Annotated in this window: 15 protein-coding genes; 5 read left to right on the top strand and 10 right to left on the bottom strand. The window is 60.1% G+C overall.

The window, feature by feature from the left end; all coding sequences use genetic code 11:
- Positions 1-165: 165 nt before the first annotated feature.
- Positions 166-1,014 (bottom strand): SDR family oxidoreductase, encoded by an 849-nt coding sequence (locus tag AC07OP_RS16285; RefSeq protein WP_065926106.1) that lies wholly within the window; start codon positions 1,012-1,014, stop codon positions 166-168.
- 88 nt (positions 1,015-1,102) lie between these two features.
- Here AC07OP_RS16285 and AC07OP_RS16280 point away from each other — a divergent pair, with 88 nt between their 5' ends.
- Positions 1,103-1,513, top strand: a complete 411-nt coding sequence (locus AC07OP_RS16280; protein ID WP_098479891.1) for a winged helix-turn-helix transcriptional regulator — start codon at positions 1,103-1,105, stop codon at positions 1,511-1,513.
- Positions 1,514-1,619: 106 nt separating this feature from the next.
- On the opposite strand, the gene AC07OP_RS16275 is transcribed toward AC07OP_RS16280, so the two are convergent.
- Both AC07OP_RS16275 and AC07OP_RS16270 read right to left on the bottom strand, forming a co-directional pair.
- Positions 1,620-2,330: a hypothetical protein gene (locus tag AC07OP_RS16275; protein WP_186511896.1), complete on the bottom strand. Its 711-nt coding sequence runs from the start codon at positions 2,328-2,330 to the stop codon at positions 1,620-1,622.
- Between the two features lie 178 nt (positions 2,331-2,508).
- Positions 2,509-3,687: an aldo/keto reductase gene (locus AC07OP_RS16270; protein ID WP_495101900.1), complete on the bottom strand. Its 1,179-nt coding sequence runs from the start codon at positions 3,685-3,687 to the stop codon at positions 2,509-2,511.
- 188 nt (positions 3,688-3,875) lie between these two features.
- Between AC07OP_RS16270 and AC07OP_RS16265 the strand changes: the two genes are divergently transcribed.
- On the top strand, positions 3,876-4,856 hold the full coding sequence (locus tag AC07OP_RS16265) for an AraC family transcriptional regulator (RefSeq protein WP_166655332.1): 981 nt from the start codon (positions 3,876-3,878) through the stop codon (positions 4,854-4,856).
- Between the two features lie 7 nt (positions 4,857-4,863).
- On the opposite strand, the gene AC07OP_RS16260 is transcribed toward AC07OP_RS16265, so the two are convergent.
- On the bottom strand, positions 4,864-5,373 hold the full coding sequence (locus AC07OP_RS16260; RefSeq protein ID WP_027603420.1) for an Lrp/AsnC family transcriptional regulator: 510 nt from the start codon (positions 5,371-5,373) through the stop codon (positions 4,864-4,866).
- A gap of 198 nt (positions 5,374-5,571) precedes the next feature.
- Here AC07OP_RS16260 and AC07OP_RS16255 point away from each other — a divergent pair, with 198 nt between their 5' ends.
- The 3 genes from AC07OP_RS16255 to AC07OP_RS16245 all read left to right on the top strand — a co-directional run bounded on the left by AC07OP_RS16255 (position 5,572) and on the right by AC07OP_RS16245 (position 7,651).
- A complete protein-coding gene (locus AC07OP_RS16255) occupies positions 5,572-6,588 on the top strand; it encodes a 1-aminocyclopropane-1-carboxylate deaminase (RefSeq protein WP_027603421.1) in 1,017 nt (338 codons plus the stop codon).
- Positions 6,589-6,716: 128 nt separating this feature from the next.
- Positions 6,717-7,181 carry a hypothetical protein gene (locus tag AC07OP_RS16250; RefSeq protein WP_027603422.1) on the top strand — a complete coding sequence of 155 codons (465 nt, stop codon included), beginning with the start codon at positions 6,717-6,719 and terminating at the stop codon, positions 7,179-7,181.
- A gap of 47 nt (positions 7,182-7,228) precedes the next feature.
- Positions 7,229-7,651 carry a hypothetical protein gene (locus tag AC07OP_RS16245; protein ID WP_405125985.1) on the top strand — a complete coding sequence of 141 codons (423 nt, stop codon included), beginning with the start codon at positions 7,229-7,231 and terminating at the stop codon, positions 7,649-7,651.
- A gap of 46 nt (positions 7,652-7,697) precedes the next feature.
- Here the strand turns inward: AC07OP_RS16245 and AC07OP_RS16240 are convergent, their stop codons facing one another.
- The 6 genes from AC07OP_RS16240 to AC07OP_RS16215 are packed head-to-tail and all read right to left on the bottom strand — an operon-like array spanning position 7,698 to position 14,134.
- Positions 7,698-8,852, bottom strand: coding sequence for a M20 family metallopeptidase (locus tag AC07OP_RS16240; RefSeq protein ID WP_146477469.1), 1,155 nt, complete (start codon positions 8,850-8,852; stop codon positions 7,698-7,700).
- Positions 8,849-10,273, bottom strand: a complete 1,425-nt coding sequence (locus AC07OP_RS16235; RefSeq protein WP_495101901.1) for a M20 family metallopeptidase — start codon at positions 10,271-10,273, stop codon at positions 8,849-8,851. Before AC07OP_RS16235 ends, AC07OP_RS16240 begins: the two co-directional genes overlap by 4 nt.
- Positions 10,270-11,259 (bottom strand): ABC transporter ATP-binding protein, encoded by a 990-nt coding sequence (locus tag AC07OP_RS16230; protein ID WP_495101902.1) that lies wholly within the window; start codon positions 11,257-11,259, stop codon positions 10,270-10,272. The genes AC07OP_RS16235 and AC07OP_RS16230 overlap by 4 nt, the downstream gene beginning before the upstream one ends.
- The gene (locus AC07OP_RS16225; RefSeq protein WP_027603427.1) at positions 11,256-12,272 is read right to left on the bottom strand and encodes an ABC transporter ATP-binding protein; all 1,017 of its coding nucleotides are present in this window, start codon (positions 12,270-12,272) and stop codon (positions 11,256-11,258) included. The genes AC07OP_RS16230 and AC07OP_RS16225 overlap by 4 nt, the downstream gene beginning before the upstream one ends.
- A gap of 32 nt (positions 12,273-12,304) precedes the next feature.
- Complete coding sequence (locus AC07OP_RS16220) at positions 12,305-13,207, bottom strand: ABC transporter permease (RefSeq protein WP_065926124.1); 903 nt, start codon at positions 13,205-13,207, stop codon at positions 12,305-12,307.
- A 9-nt stretch (positions 13,208-13,216) separates the two neighbouring features.
- On the bottom strand, positions 13,217-14,134 hold the full coding sequence (locus AC07OP_RS16215) for an ABC transporter permease (RefSeq protein ID WP_027603429.1): 918 nt from the start codon (positions 14,132-14,134) through the stop codon (positions 13,217-13,219).
- Positions 14,135-14,209: the final 75 nt, after the last annotated feature.

Below are 14,209 nucleotides of genomic sequence, written 5' to 3'. Positions count from 1 at the left end.
TCATGCACCAGCAATAACCTTCAGGCTTGCTGGTCGCCCGATCGTCACTGACCCGAATTCGCCATTGCTCAACGGTGCGCAGGGGTTTACAGCCCTTGCGCTCTTTGTTGGCGTGGCTGCTCGGGTGATCGTTCTGCGAACAGGCGGCGACACGGTGTCCTGCGATCATTGCCCTTTGAGCGCGATTGCCACTGCTGCTGAAAGTGAAGTCGTGGCCCTGCCGATCAGCGTCGAAAGCTGATGGCTATCATCGAAAAGTGCGCCTTGGGATGCGTTGACATCGTAGCCAGCCAGGGCCTGTGCGAGTGGCTCCGGGAGGCCGAAATTGATTAACGCAGAGGCGTAGTCAGTTTCAGGCAAGTTCTTGTAGGGAATGTTCCTACCCGTTTGCCGAGAAACCTCGGCTGCGAGTTCCGATAACGTCCAGGCGCTGTCACCCGCCAACTCGTAGACCTTCCCCTCTTGATCGTCGCGGGTGAGCACGACGGCAGCGGCCTGGGCGAAATCTTCCCGTGTCGCCGCGGCAATCTTTCCATCACCTGCGCTGCCGATAAATTCACCGGCCGATAACGCGCCAGCGATAAAGCCGGTGTAGTTCTCGGTATACCAACCATGACGCAATATCGTGAATGCCAACCCCGATGCTGTGAGCTCGGCTTCCGTTTGCCGATGCTCCTCGGCGAGGCTCAATGAAGAGGTATCCGCGTGCAGTACGCTGGTATAAACGACGCGACCCACACCGGCCTGCCTTGCTGCGTTGATGACATTTCGATGCTGTGAGAGTCGCTTACCTATTTCGCTTGAGGAAATGAGTAGAAGCGTGTCGACTCCGCTGAGCGCCGCGACCAGGGTTTGCGGATTGTCATAGTCGGCAACACGTGCCTCCACGCCTAGATCACTCGCCTTGTCAGGGCTGCGCACCAGCGCGACCAGGTTGGACGCGGGTACTTTTTGCTTGAGTTGCTGGACAACGAGGCGGCCAAGTTGGCCGGTGGCTCCGGTGACGGCGATCATGAGGGGTTCCTTTTACAAAAAGTGATAGAGCAGGCAGAGTAGGGCCTTAACTAACTTTTCGTAAGTACGTACCTAAAGGTAAGTAAGCATGCCGGATTCCGAGTCCTCTGGAGCAACCCGTCCCGCAACAGTGGCCAACCGACTGCGCAGCGGTGAATTATTCGACCCGGATTGTCCCTCGAGGGTCGTGCTCCAGCACGTCAGCAGCCGCTGGGGAGTATTAGTATTGGTGGCCTTGCTCGCGGGTACGCATCGCTTCAGCGATCTGCGTCGCAAGATTGGAGGCGTCAGCGAAAAGATGCTTGCGCAGACCCTCCAGTTTTTGGAACTCGATGGTTTCGTCCTGCGCAAATCCTATCCGGTCGTGCCACCCCACGTTGAGTACAGCCTCACCCCTATGGGAACTGAAGTAGCCCGCCATGTCGAAGGCCTGGTTGACTGGATCGAAGGCAATCTGCCAAAGATTCTGGAGGAACAACGCTCTCGCCAGATTTCATAACGGGCTTGCGAGCTACAGGTAAGGCTATGCGTGAGGACGACCCGGCCGCTTTGCCGTGATTGGCAAGCGTTGCAGTTACACGCAATGCCCAAGCGGGTCTTTATCTTCACGTCGGATGACTGAGCGACGGAGGTTTTCTGGTTCCCGCGGCAGAGTTTAACCAGAGCAGCATTGCGGCGAGAGAGGCGGCGACTATCAGCGTAAGCCACATGATGACCAGCAGGGTGAAGGTGACACTGTTGTTTAACTCACGAAAAATGCCGAAGGCAAAAGCCGTGTACCAAGACACCCCCGAAACTGCACCGGAGGCGAGAAACAAGGCCGCTCTTTTGCGGGACACGCCAAAGAGCAGGGGGCGACTCAGGTCGCGTAGGGCTTCTGGCAGCACAAGCGCGTGGATGATTATTCCGTTGAAGGTCAGGACGATCACCACAATGACTTTCGCCCAGAGTTTGGGGTTTTCAAACTTTTCCGGCGACTCCATCGCGTAAAGGGCAAGGAAACCAAGGCCTGAAAGCCACAGAAGACAGAGTCCAATAGTGACCGCGTCGCTGATGAAGTGAAAGGTGCGTCCGATTTCAACCGGGAGGCTGCCCCGGCGCATCCAACGCAAGATCCAGAGGTCCAGCATCGTCGCCCCACCGAGACCGAAGCACATGCCGAGCAGGTGTATACCTATAAGGAGTGTCAGCACCTTTAGCTGTGGGAGTGGAGCCGGCAATGGAACGCTCAGCGCGAGTGTGTCGGCGAGTAAGTAGCCACTGCCGGACAGTGCAAGCAGGCCGCCTAAAATCATGAAAGACGTGCGTATCTTCATTTATTGCGGCCTTGGACGAGTGTTTTTAGTTGGACGCGTGCGCAGTTTGTTTACTGGAACAGGCGGATCAAGCGGCTGCTATCTGCAGCGTTGCTGCAACCAGGAAGATAGGTTTCGGGTTAAATGAGGCCAGCGACGCTAGCGCCACATCAGCAGGTTGCACGGGCGTAGACCCTGCTCAGGAAGGGACCGGTGCTTGGGCATCGATCAGGTTCCGGCTCTTGAGCTCCTCCCAAAAGGCTGCCGGGATACCGACCTTCATCGCCTGCACATTGGAAACGATCTGCCCCGGCGTGCGGGCACCCGGAATGATCGCTGACACTTGCGGATGTGCTGCCGCGAACTGCAGGGCGGCAGTATGAATATCGATGCCATGTCGTTTGGCAACCGCCATGATTCGCGCGCGCTTTTCCACCGCTCCGGCAGGCAGGTCCAAACTGAAGTTGTATCGGCTGCGTCCTCCCAGGAATCCATCGTTCAGTGGTGTTCCAACCACAACGCTGATGCCCTTCCTGCTCAACGCCGGAAAGGTGTTGCGCAACGCATCGCCGTGCTCGAGCAGGGAATACTGGCAGGCAAGCAACACGATGTCGGGAGTCGGGTCATCACCGGCCATCGCCTGGACCACAGCATTCGGCGTATTGACGCCGAAGCCCCAAGCCTTGATGAGGCCCTCATCACGCATCTTTTCAAGTTCGACCATCGCCCCTGTGCGCGCAATGCGATACGCCGCTTCCCAACCGCCTTCCAGTTCGCTGTTATCGGGCGAGATGTCATGGATAAACACGATATCGATACGCGGCAGCCCCAGCCGCTGCAGGCTGTCTTCCACGGAACGCCGTGCGCCTGCTGCGGTGTAGTCATACCGGTAGTTGAAGGGCGCGGGTGACTTCCAGATGGCATGGTCCGCGCGCGGGCCACCCGCGGCAGTCAAAACCCGTCCTACCTTGGTGGAGACCACATAGTCGTTCGGATTTTTGCCGTGCAGAAAGCGGCCTACCCGATATTCACTCAAACCAAACCCGTAGAACGGCGACGTGTCGTAAAGCCTTACACCCGCGTCCCAGGCGGCCTGTAGAACCAGGCCCGCCTGCTCGTCGCTGAGCGGCGCAAAGATATTGCCAATCTGTGTCCCGCCCATGCCAAAGCGTTGAGGCGTCATGTATCGCAGGGTAGGCGAGGGTGAATTGAGGGGCAGGCCTGTGCGCACTGGCCGGCCTTCCGTACGCATCACGCTCCCGCGCTCTGTCAGTAAAGAGGGCGCTGGGGCTGCCGAACTGGCGACACTCGAGGCTGGCAGCAAAGCGGCTGCAACAGTACCTACTGCCGAGTAAGTAAGAAAATCTCGTCTGTCCATCCAACGTTCCTTTCGCGACCGAGGTTTCACGGGATCATCGAAGCCGGTATTCGTATTGGAAGTTAGAACAACGAGGGGTGGCCGGGTGACCCTAATACGCCATATTTTTTGCACAATCCTGCCGATGCGCTTGTGTTGGTCACGCACTCTCAGCAGACTCGAACATTCCGTAAACAGGGGCGCATGTGATGACGAGCGGTTCCTTCTCGCAGTTCGGTTCCGGCCACCTGCATTCTCTGACGTTGCGCGATCCCATACAGCCCAACGAGCGTCTCCAGGCACTGGGACGGCTGATCGAAAAAGTCACCCGGCAGATTGGTTTGAACGAGGTCTGCAAGACATCGATTCCAGGCCTGGCCTTTTATCGAATGGCTGAGCTGGGTACGCCCACTTACTGCATTTATGAGCCTTGCGTGGCCATCATTCTGCAGGGGGCGAAGGAGATCACGTTCGGCGAGGAGGCCTGTGAGTTCGGGCCGGGGGCGTTCTTCGTCACGTCGGTCGACATCCCCACATTGGCCCGCGTTACCGCCGCCAGCGAGGCAACCCCCTATTTATCCGTGGTGTTGAAACTCAACCTCTCCATGCTCAACGAGGTGATCCAGACCTTGGCCCCCCCCGCGCAGGAAATAGCTACAGAAGCGCGGGGCTTCGTATCCGGTGCGGCGTCGAGTGAGATGCTCGATGCATTCGCTCGACTCGCTACGCTGATCGAACGGCCGCTTGAAGCAGGCTTGATGTCGGATCTGATCAAGCGGGAAATATGCGTTCGGCTGTTGTTAAGTGGTGCAGGGCAGTGGTTGCGCAGCGTCACCCGTGACGGTTACCGAGACAAGGGCATCGTGAGAGCCATTGAATGGCTGAAACATCACTACGACAAACCGCTGCACGTGGCCGATCTTGCCGAACGATCAGGAATGGCCAGCTCTACGCTGCATCACAGTTTTCGCAAGCTGACAGGCACCAGCCCCGTTCAGTATCAAAAGGCGTTACGGCTGCAAGCCGCACGCAGCCTGATGTTGACCGATCGTGTTGACGTGAACACCGCCGCGTTGCGCGTCGGCTATGAAAGTGTCGCTCAATTCAGCCGTGAATATGCCCGGCGTTTCGGAGCCCCGCCCTCGAGAGACATCAAGCACGTACGGGAGCAGGGCGGACTGCTCGACTAGCGACGCTTCAAAGGGGAATGTGGGTGGTCGACAAGACCTGACGCAACCCCATGAACGATCGAATCTGGCGAACCCCAGGCAGGTAAAGCAACTGTTCCGCGTGGAGCCGGTTGAAGCTGTTGCTGTCCTTGGTTCGTATCAACATGAAGTAGTCGAACTCCCCGGTCACCACATGGCACTCCATGCAGCCGGACACTTTTTGTGCGGCTGCCTCGAATGCGGCGAAGGATTCCGGTGTGGAGCGGTCCAGCACCACGCCGATCAACACCACCATTCCCGCATCCAGCGCGACATTGTCGAGCAGCGCGACTATGCCTTTGATCAGGCCGACTTGCTTGAGCCGCTCGACGCGCCTGAGGCACGCCGGTGCACTCAATTTCACCTTCTCTGCCAGCGCCACATTGGAGATGGAGGCATCTCGTTGCAGGGCCTTGAGAATGGCGCGGTCGGTTCGATCCAGCGGCTGCGGCACCGGGGCTGATACGCTTGGCTTCTTGCGAGTGTTTGTTGCGTTCATGACTGTTTATTCGCAATTAAAGTATGTTAGATATTTATAGCGAGAAATTATAGTTCTTTAAGTGCTAGAAGTTTGCAACACATCTTTTTGGAAAACTTCTTAATATTGAACTCATCGAAGCCCGACTGAAAGAACCTGGAAGGCAACCTTTGCCTTTCGGTCTGGCGCTTTGATGTCCAGTAATCAAGGAGCAGCGTCATGAACCTGAATCGTTTTAAACGTTATCCGTTGACCTTCGGTCCTTCTCCCATCACGCCCTTGAAGCGCCTCAGTGAACACCTGGGTGGCAAGGTCGAGCTGTATGCCAAACGTGAAGACTGCAACAGTGGCCTGGCCTTCGGCGGGAACAAAACGCGCAAGCTCGAATACTTGATTCCCGAAGCGCTCGAGCAAGGCTGCGATACCTTGGTTTCCATCGGCGGTATCCAGTCGAACCAGACCCGCCAGGTGGCCGCCGTTGCCGCTCACCTGGGCATGAAGTGTGTGCTGGTGCAGGAAAACTGGGTGAACTACTCCGATGCGGTGTATGACCGCGTTGGCAATATCGAGATGTCGCGCATCATGGGCGCCGACGTACGACTGGACGCCGCCGGGTTCGACATTGGCATCCGGCCCAGTTGGCAGAAGGCCATGGACGATGTGGTGGAGCGGGGTGGCAAACCGTTTCCAATCCCTGCCGGGTGTTCCGAACATCCCTACGGCGGCCTTGGGTTCGTCGGCTTTGCCGAGGAAGTGCGAGAGCAGGAAAAACAACTGGGGTTCACGTTCGACTACATCGTGGTCTGCTCTGTGACCGGCAGTACCCAGGCCGGCATGGTCGTCGGTTTCGCCGCGGACGGCCGTTCGAAGAACGTTATCGGCATTGATGCCTCGGCCAAGCCGGAGCAAACCAAGGCGCAGATCCTGCGTATCGCCCGGCACACCGCAGAGTTGGTGGAACTGGGCCGTGAGATCACCGAAGACGACGTGGTGCTCGATACACGTTTTGCCTACCCGGAATACGGTTTGCCCAACGAAGGCACGCTGGAAGCCATTCGTTTGTGCGGGAGCCTGGAAGGCGTGCTGACCGATCCGGTGTACGAGGGCAAATCCATGCACGGGATGATTGAAATGGTCCGCCGTGGTGAGTTCCCCGAAGGCTCCAAAGTGCTGTATGCGCACTTGGGTGGGGCGCCTGCGCTGAATGCCTACAGCTTCCTGTTTCGCAACGGCTGATTAACGCCAAAAAACCAGGGAGCTCACGACGCGATGGGTGAGTCGGCATCAATATTGAATGTCACGATCCCATCGTCGAATCGCCACCCGGAGCACGTTGCTCCTATCCAACCGCCGGGAGTACCGCCATGCATGCGATAACGCAATCCGCAGTCTGGATCAAGGAGCCTTCGGCGGATGCCGGAGTGGTGATCGTTACCAGCGCCGCGTTGCCCCCGTACATGATCGACAAGCTGCATGTGGCGATAGATGAGTGGGACCAGGTGGCTTATCTAGCCGTCAAACAGTCCGAGGCGTTGAGGCTCGATTGGTTGCAGGTCGGGTCCAGCCCGGAGCCGTCCGACGGGGCCTACGCGTGCCATGCCAGCCAACTGTTGCGCGGCGTCTCCCACGGCAGCTTTTTACTGGATGTCGAAACTGGCACGAATTGCGGCATGACGTGGCTGGGGTCCGTCTTTGGTCATCCGCTGCGCGTGGTCGAGCTTGGAGAAGTAGCCTCCTCCACTGCACAGATGGATCAACAGGTGGAGGCGGTGTTAGCGGCGACCCGAAGCCTGGCGAAAAGCGTGTTGCAGGCACGCGGCGTCATTTAACCAATGACCTGGTCCATTCGCCGGTTGGAACCATAAAGGCATCGCTTATGAGCCAAACTGTCGATTGTCGTCCCAACGCTATGAAGTGGATGCGCGAGCCATCAAGTTGCACGCGCATCGTGGTCATCGTGTGCGGACTTGATAGCGCTCATATTGACTTGATTCATCAAGGGTTCAGCTGTTTTGACAATGTTGCGCTGCTCCATGTCGATGCGGTGGACACCGTGCCTGGCAAGCATGTTGATGTGCAAGTGGCCAGGAGTGACTGTTCTTTTGTCGTGCTCGGTGAACTGGATGAACGTGTATTGCATAGCCTTTCCATGGGTAAGCGATGCCTTTACTCCATAGCACCAGACGGGTCGGCCGAATGCTCGGTGATTGCAGCAGTAGAACAGGTCAAAAACTTCGCCCGAGTGAGCCATTCCCGTCACCTTGAAACGATACCCGACAGCGCCAGGAGCTGCCTGTGAACCTGTCGGATACCCTCACCTCGGCGACGCGTAGAAACCCATGACCTCAAACGCTGTCGCCGACCGCCAGAATGGTCGCCACCAGGGCCAGGGCGCGAGGTACCAGGGTGTCCAACTCCAGGTATTCACGATCGGTGTGGACCTTGCCACCCACCGGGCCGAGCCCGCACAGGGTTGGAACGCCCAGGCTGGCGGTAAAGCCGGAGTCGGCGCAACCGCCGGTGAATTCGCCTTCGACGCTGAAACCCAATGCCAGTGCTTTTTGTTGGTAGAGGTGCAGCAGTCGTTCGCTGTGGCGTGCTTCCATCGGTAGAAAGGTCGTCGCTTCCTTGAGGACGGCGCGGGTGCCGATCAGTTCTTCTTCGGCGACGATGGCCTGGATTGCGCTGAAGATCCGATCCCAGTGCTTGAGTTCGATGAAGCGCACGTCCAGCCGCGCGCAGGCGCTGGGCGCGACGGTATTGCTCGACGTACCACCGGATATCAGCCCAACGTTAGTGGTGATGCCGGCCGGGTAATCGGTCAAGGCATGCAGCTTGACGATCTTGCGTGCCAGGGCCTCGATGGCACTGGCCCCGTCGGCATGGTTGACCCCGGCATGCGCCGCGCGGCCGCTGACTTCGATGATCAGCGTGGCCCCGCCTTTGCGTGCGCTGACCACGTTGCCGCTGGCCCGGCCAGGTTCGGTGTTGAGCACGGCACGGGCGGCACGGGCGGCGTTTTCGATATGGGGCCTGGCGCTGCCGGAGCCGATTTCTTCGTCGCCGGTGTACAGGACCTGCACCGGATAGGGCAACCGGCCGGCGCGCTTGAGTGCTTTGAGCGCGAAGCAATTGAGCACCAGGCCGCCTTTCATGTCGGCGACGCCGGGGCCGTAGGCGAGGTTGGCGTCGCGGCTGTAGCCGCGAGTCGTGGTGGTGCCCTTGGGAAAGACCGTGTCGCGATGGCCCAGCAACAGCACCGGTTTTCCAGGATCGCCTGGCACTTCGGCGAGCAGTACGTCACCAAAACCCTCGACCGGTATGCGCTTGAGCAGGATGCCGTCGGCCTCCAGTTCAGCCGCGAGCAGCGCGCCCACCGCATCGACACCCGCCTTGTCATAGCTGTTGGAGTCGGTGTCGACGATGCGCCGCAGCAGCGCCTCCATGGCTGGGCGCTGGTCGGCAAGCCAGTCCAGGGCCTGTTGTGGCGTGGCGCTCATTGCGCCTGCTCCCGTAACTGATGTTCCCGGGTCAGGCGTGCCGCGTCGTTGCCCAGGTCCCAGAACAGCCCGGCCATGATTTGCAGGCTTTCCTTGACCACCGGCGCCAGCAAGTGTTCGTTCGGTGCATGCTGTGAACAGGCCGGGTACGAGTGCGGTACCCACAATGTCGGCAGGCCGAGCACGTCCGCGAACACATCGTTGGGCAGCGAACCACCGAGGTTTGGCAGCAGCGCAGGTTTTTTGCCGGTGGTCTGTGCCAGGGAGCCGAGCGCCCAATCGACCCAAGGGCTCTGCGGGTCCAGCCGAGTGGCATGCATCACATCGATGCGGCTTTGCTTGACCTCGACATTGCTGAAGCCATGCGCATCCAGGTGGGTACGTACCGCCGGGATAAAGGTCGTGTAGTCGCTGTCGACCACGAAGCGGATATGGCAGTGGGCGTTAGCCTTGCCGGGAATCGCATGCACCGGGGCGTCTGGGTTGCCGGTCTTGAAGGCGATGACGTCGAGGGTGTTCCAGCCGAACACCTTTTCGCTCAGCGAGAGCTGCGGGTTACCCCAATTGGCGTCGATGTGCGGATCGCCCGGTCCGCCACCCACGGCAATATCGGCCAGCGCCTGCCGAACCGGCTCCGGCAGTGTCTCGGGCATCAGGCCGGCCACTTTCACCCGACCGTGTTCATCGACCATGCTCGCGATGGCATTGGCCAGGATGATGCCGGGATTGGCCAGCAACCCGCCCCAGTTGCCGGAGTGATGGGCGCCCTCACGTAAATTGACCACCAGCTCGAAGTTGAAGACCCCGCGCGAGCCGAGAAAAATCGTCGGGCGTGATGCCGCCAGGCGCGGGCCGTCCGAGGCGATGAAGATATCCGCCGCAAGCTCTTTGCTGTGGGCGGCACAGAATGCGTTCAAGCCCGGCGAGCCTTCTTCTTCGCCCATTTCCAGCAGCAGCTTGACGTTGAAACCCAGCTGGCCATCGCGCGCCTTGAGCGTTTGTTCCAGGGCGGTCAGGTTGATCAGGTGCTGGCCTTTGTTATCCGCCGTGCCGCGGCCGTACCAGCGATCGCCTTCGGCAATGACGTGCCACGGCGACAGGCCTTCGCGCCATTGCGCCTCATAGCCGCGCACCACATCACCGTGGCCGTAGCTGAGCACGGTCGGCAGGTCCGGGTGTTCAATGCGCGTGGCGATCATGAAGGGGCCGCGCTCGGCCACCGGGTTGTCATAGATCTTGACGCTGAAACCCATCGCCTCGACATGTGGGGTGATGAACTCATTGAGGTAGCGATACAGCTCGGGCTGGCTGTCCGCTGCCTGGCTTTCGGTGTGCAAGGCGACGCTGCGTTGGAGCAGATTGAAGAATTCGCCGTTGTCGAATTGCGCTGTGGTGTTGCTGATAGCCAGTGAACGACTCATGAGTGGACAAGCTCCAGTGTTTGGGCAGAAGTGTCGTGAAGGTGGCAACGCACGTTGCCGCCGATAAGCGGACCATTGGCCGGGTAGGCCGTTTTGCAGGGGGCGAAGCAGCTCGGGCAGCGCGGGTGGAAGGCGCAGCCGGACGGCGGTGACATGGGGTTGGGGAAGGTGCCGTGCAGGCCGATCTCGGGAATGCCCAGGCGCGGATCGGGCGTGAGCACCGAATCCAGCAAGGCGCGGGTATATGGGTGACCGGGTTGAGCGAACAACGATTCGCGCGTGCGTTCTTCGACGATGCGCCCCAGGTACATCACGGCGACCCGGTCGGCGAGGTGTTCGATGACCGCCAGGTTATGGCTGATCAGCAGATAGGTCAGGCCGAATTCGCGCTTGAGGTCCTGCAGCAGGTTGAGAATCTGCGCCTGCACCGACACATCCAGCGCTGAGGTGGGCTCGTCGCAGATCAACACGTCAGGGCGCATGATCAGCGCCCGGGCAATCGCCACCCGCTGGCGTTGCCCGCCGGACAGCTGGCTCGGGTAGCTGTCGATCACCCGCTTGGGCAGGCCGACCACATCAAGCATCGCTTCGGTCTTCCTGCGTCGCTCGGCGGTACTGCCGATGTCATGCACGATCAGCGGCAGGGTAACGATTTCGCGCAGGGTCTTGCGTGGATTCAGCGAGGAATACGGGTCCTGGAAAATCGGCTGGATATGCCGCGACATTTCCTTGCGATCAGTCGTCGCCAGGTGTTTGCCATTGACCAACACGTCGCCGCTGGTGGGCGGCAACAGACCGAGCAGCATCTTGGCCAGGGTACTTTTGCCGCAACCGGACTCGCCCACCAGACCGAGGGTCTCGCCACGCATCAGGCGCAGGGAAACACCATCCACGGCCTTCAGGGTGGCGGCGGGTTTGAAAAAGCCTTGGTGGATCCGAAACTCACGGCGGATGTCACACAGCTCCAAAGCGATGTCTTTTTTCATGACCTTGCACGCTCCTGAAGGCGAATCGGTGCCGGGGCCGGGGCGGCGAACAGGCAGCGCGCCATGTGCCCGTCCTGTTCGACTTCGGGGATGTGTTGCGCGCAGGCCGGGATCGCCTGACCGCAACGATTGCGGAACGCACACCCTTGCTGTTCGCCGACCAGGCTCGGCACCAGGCCTGGAATCGAACCCAGCGCCTCACCCGGTTTGGTCCGGCCAGGGATTGGAATACTCGCCAGCAGACCCCGGGTGTACGGATGCTGCGGGTTCTCGAACAGTTGCAGGGCAGGGGCGGTTTCGACGATTTCCCCGGCATACATCACGGCGACCCGGTCGGCGATCCGTGCCACCAGCCCAAGGTCGTGGGTGATGAAGATCACCGCCAGGCCGAGTTCTTTCTGAATGTCGCGGATCAAGCGCAGGATCTGCGCTTGAATGGTCACGTCCAGCGCCGTGGTGGGCTCATCAGCGATGATCAGGTCCGGTTCGCACATCAAGGCCATGGCGATGATCACCCGCTGGCGCAGCCCGCCGGAAAGTTGATGCGGATACTGGCGCAGGCGCTCGGTGGCATTGCTGATCCCGACCTTCTCCAGCATCTGCGCGGCGCGCCCCAGGGCCTCCTTGCGTGAGACCTTGCGATGCTGGGTCAGTACCTCGCTGAGTTGATCGCCAATGCTGTAGGCCGGGTTCAGCGAGGTCATCGGCTCCTGGAAGATCATCGCCAGGCGGTTGCCGCGCAGGTCGCACATGCGCCGCTCGCTCTGGCCGAGCATGTCGATGCCGTCCAGCGTCAGCCGGGACGCGGTGCGTTTGGCCTTGCGTGGCAACAGGTCCATCAACGCCAGCGAGGTCAGGGATTTGCCGCAGCCGGATTCCCCGACGATGCACAGCATTTCACCGCGCTCGACTTCAAAACTCAGGCCGCGTACGGCATGCAGCATGTCATCCGGCGTCGGGCTGTTGCCCATGGGGATGTCCACGCGCAGGTTTTCTACATGGAGTAGTGCCATGTTCGGTTCCCTCTATCAGTTACGGCGGTCTATCAGTTACGGCCGTCGGGCAGGATCAGATCGCGCAGGCCATCGCCGACGAGGTTGATGCCCAGCACCAGAATCATCAGGGCGACGCCGGGAATGGCGATGACCCACGGGGAAAAGAACATGTAGGGCTTGCCTTCCGCGATCATCAGGCCCCAGGACGGCGTCGGTGGCTGCACGCCAACCCCGAGGAACGACAGTGCTGACTCCAGCAGGATCGCGTGGGCCATTTCCAGCGTCGCGACGACGATCAGTGCGCCGACCAGATTGGGCAGGATTTCACTGACCAGAATGCGCAGGGTCGAGCAGCCGAGCGCCTGGGCCGATGCCACATATTCAGCATCGCGAATCTGTTGCACCGAGGCCCTGACCACCACCGCGAAGCGATCCCATAACAGGCAGCCGAGCAGCACGATCACCACTTTCAGTGAGCCGCCCATCAGCGAGGCCGAGGCCAGCGCGACCATCACCACCGGCATCGCCAGCCGGGTGGTGATCAGGTAGCTGATAAACCCATCGACCTTGCCGCCGTAGTAGCCCGCCAACAGCCCCATGAGCGTGCCGATAAAGCCGGAAATCAGCGCCGCTGCAATGCCGATGAACAGCGAAATACGTGCGCCGTAGAGCAGCCTCGACAGGTAGTCACGGCCCAGCTTGTCGGTGCCGAGCACGTATTCCCAGGTGCCGTTGGCCATCCATACCGGTGGTTTCATGCGCAGCATCACGTCTTGCGCATAAGGGTCGTAAGGTGCCAGCCACGGCGCGAACAGTGCACCTGCGAAGATAATCAGCAACAACACCGCGCCGATGGCGAAACCCCGATGCCGCAAGCTCTTGCCAAGCACTCGGCTCAGGCTGCTCGGTGGTGGCAGGTAGTCATTGATCGCGAGGGTAGTGGGGGTGCTCATGTAGGCCTCCTAGCGCACGCGAATACGCGGGTCGAGCAGTGCGTTGAGCACATCGGCCAGCAACGTGAGGATGATGTAGATCACCGCAATCAACAGGACCACGGCCTGTACCACCGGAAAGTCGTCACGGGCGATGGCGTCCCAGGCAAGTTGCCCGATGCCTTGCAGGGAGAATACGGTTTCGATCACCACCGAGCCGCCGAGCATGAAGCCGAACTCCACCGCCGCCAGCGCGACGACCGGAATCAGCGCGTTGCGCAGTGCATGCTTGAACAGCACACGGGCAGGGCGCAGGCCCTTGGCGCGAGCGGTGCGGATGTAATCGGAACTGAGCACATCAAGCATGCCGGCGCGGGTCAGGCGCATGATTGCCGGCGTCGCGTAGTAGCCCAGGGCAATGGCCGGCATGACGAAGTGCAGCAGGGTCGCGTTGCCGGACACCGGCAGCCACTTGAGCGTCACCGCGAACACCACGATCAGCATCAGCGCAAACCAGAAACTTGGCATCGCCTGACCCAGCACCGCGATGCTCAAGGCCAGCCGGTCAACCCAGGTGTCGCGTTTGACCGCGGCCAGCACGCCCAGTGGAATGGCCACCAGCAAGGCGATCCCCAGCGCCATGGCGCCCAGCCCCAGGGTAATCGGCAAGCGGCTGGCGACGAGGTTGTAGACCGATTCCTGAAAGAAAAACGAGTTGCCCAGGTCCAGCCGCAGCAAATCGCCCAGCCAGTTGAAGTACTGGGTCGGCAGCGGTTTGTTCAAGCCGTACTGCACGCGAATCTGTTCGATCTGTTCGCTGGTGGCTTCCGGTCCGCCAATGGCAGTGGCGAGGTCGCCGGACAGGTGCAAAAGAGAAAAGCTGATCACCGACACGGTAATGGCAACGCAAATGGCGATGCCCAGGCGGCGCAGAAGGAATCCAAGCATGGCAAGTTTCCTCATATCCAATGGATGACAAGTGTGAGGACGTGTACGTGGCGCACGAGAGTCCGTGCGCCCGGT

This window comes from Pseudomonas sp. GW821-FHT09D08, assembly GCF_059416305.1.
Note: the sequence above shows the minus strand (reverse complement) of the source record. Positions and strands in the feature narration are given on the sequence as shown.

Bases quoted from the DNA above. Each gene is read 5' to 3' on its own strand.
- AC07OP_RS16285 (WP_065926106.1), bottom strand. From the start codon at position 1,014: ATGATCGCCGTCACCGGAGCCACCGGCCAACTTGGCCGCCTCGTTGTC.
- AC07OP_RS16280 (WP_098479891.1), top strand. From the start codon at position 1,103: ATGCCGGATTCCGAGTCCTCTGGAGCAACCCGTCCCGCAACAGTGGCC.
- AC07OP_RS16275 (WP_186511896.1), bottom strand. From the start codon at position 2,330: ATGAAGATACGCACGTCTTTCATGATTTTAGGCGGCCTGCTTGCACTG.
- AC07OP_RS16270 (WP_495101900.1), bottom strand. From the start codon at position 3,687: ATGGACAGACGAGATTTTCTTACTTACTCGGCAGTAGGTACTGTTGCA.
- AC07OP_RS16265 (WP_166655332.1), top strand. From the start codon at position 3,876: ATGACGAGCGGTTCCTTCTCGCAGTTCGGTTCCGGCCACCTGCATTCT.
- AC07OP_RS16260 (WP_027603420.1), bottom strand. From the start codon at position 5,373: ATGAACGCAACAAACACTCGCAAGAAGCCAAGCGTATCAGCCCCGGTG.
- AC07OP_RS16255 (WP_027603421.1), top strand. From the start codon at position 5,572: ATGAACCTGAATCGTTTTAAACGTTATCCGTTGACCTTCGGTCCTTCT.
- AC07OP_RS16250 (WP_027603422.1), top strand. From the start codon at position 6,717: ATGCATGCGATAACGCAATCCGCAGTCTGGATCAAGGAGCCTTCGGCG.
- AC07OP_RS16245 (WP_405125985.1), top strand. From the start codon at position 7,229: ATGAGCCAAACTGTCGATTGTCGTCCCAACGCTATGAAGTGGATGCGC.
- AC07OP_RS16240 (WP_146477469.1), bottom strand. From the start codon at position 8,852: ATGAGCGCCACGCCACAACAGGCCCTGGACTGGCTTGCCGACCAGCGC.
- AC07OP_RS16235 (WP_495101901.1), bottom strand. From the start codon at position 10,273: ATGAGTCGTTCACTGGCTATCAGCAACACCACAGCGCAATTCGACAAC.
- AC07OP_RS16230 (WP_495101902.1), bottom strand. From the start codon at position 11,259: ATGAAAAAAGACATCGCTTTGGAGCTGTGTGACATCCGCCGTGAGTTT.
- AC07OP_RS16225 (WP_027603427.1), bottom strand. From the start codon at position 12,272: ATGGCACTACTCCATGTAGAAAACCTGCGCGTGGACATCCCCATGGGC.
- AC07OP_RS16220 (WP_065926124.1), bottom strand. From the start codon at position 13,207: ATGAGCACCCCCACTACCCTCGCGATCAATGACTACCTGCCACCACCG.
- AC07OP_RS16215 (WP_027603429.1), bottom strand. From the start codon at position 14,134: ATGCTTGGATTCCTTCTGCGCCGCCTGGGCATCGCCATTTGCGTTGCC.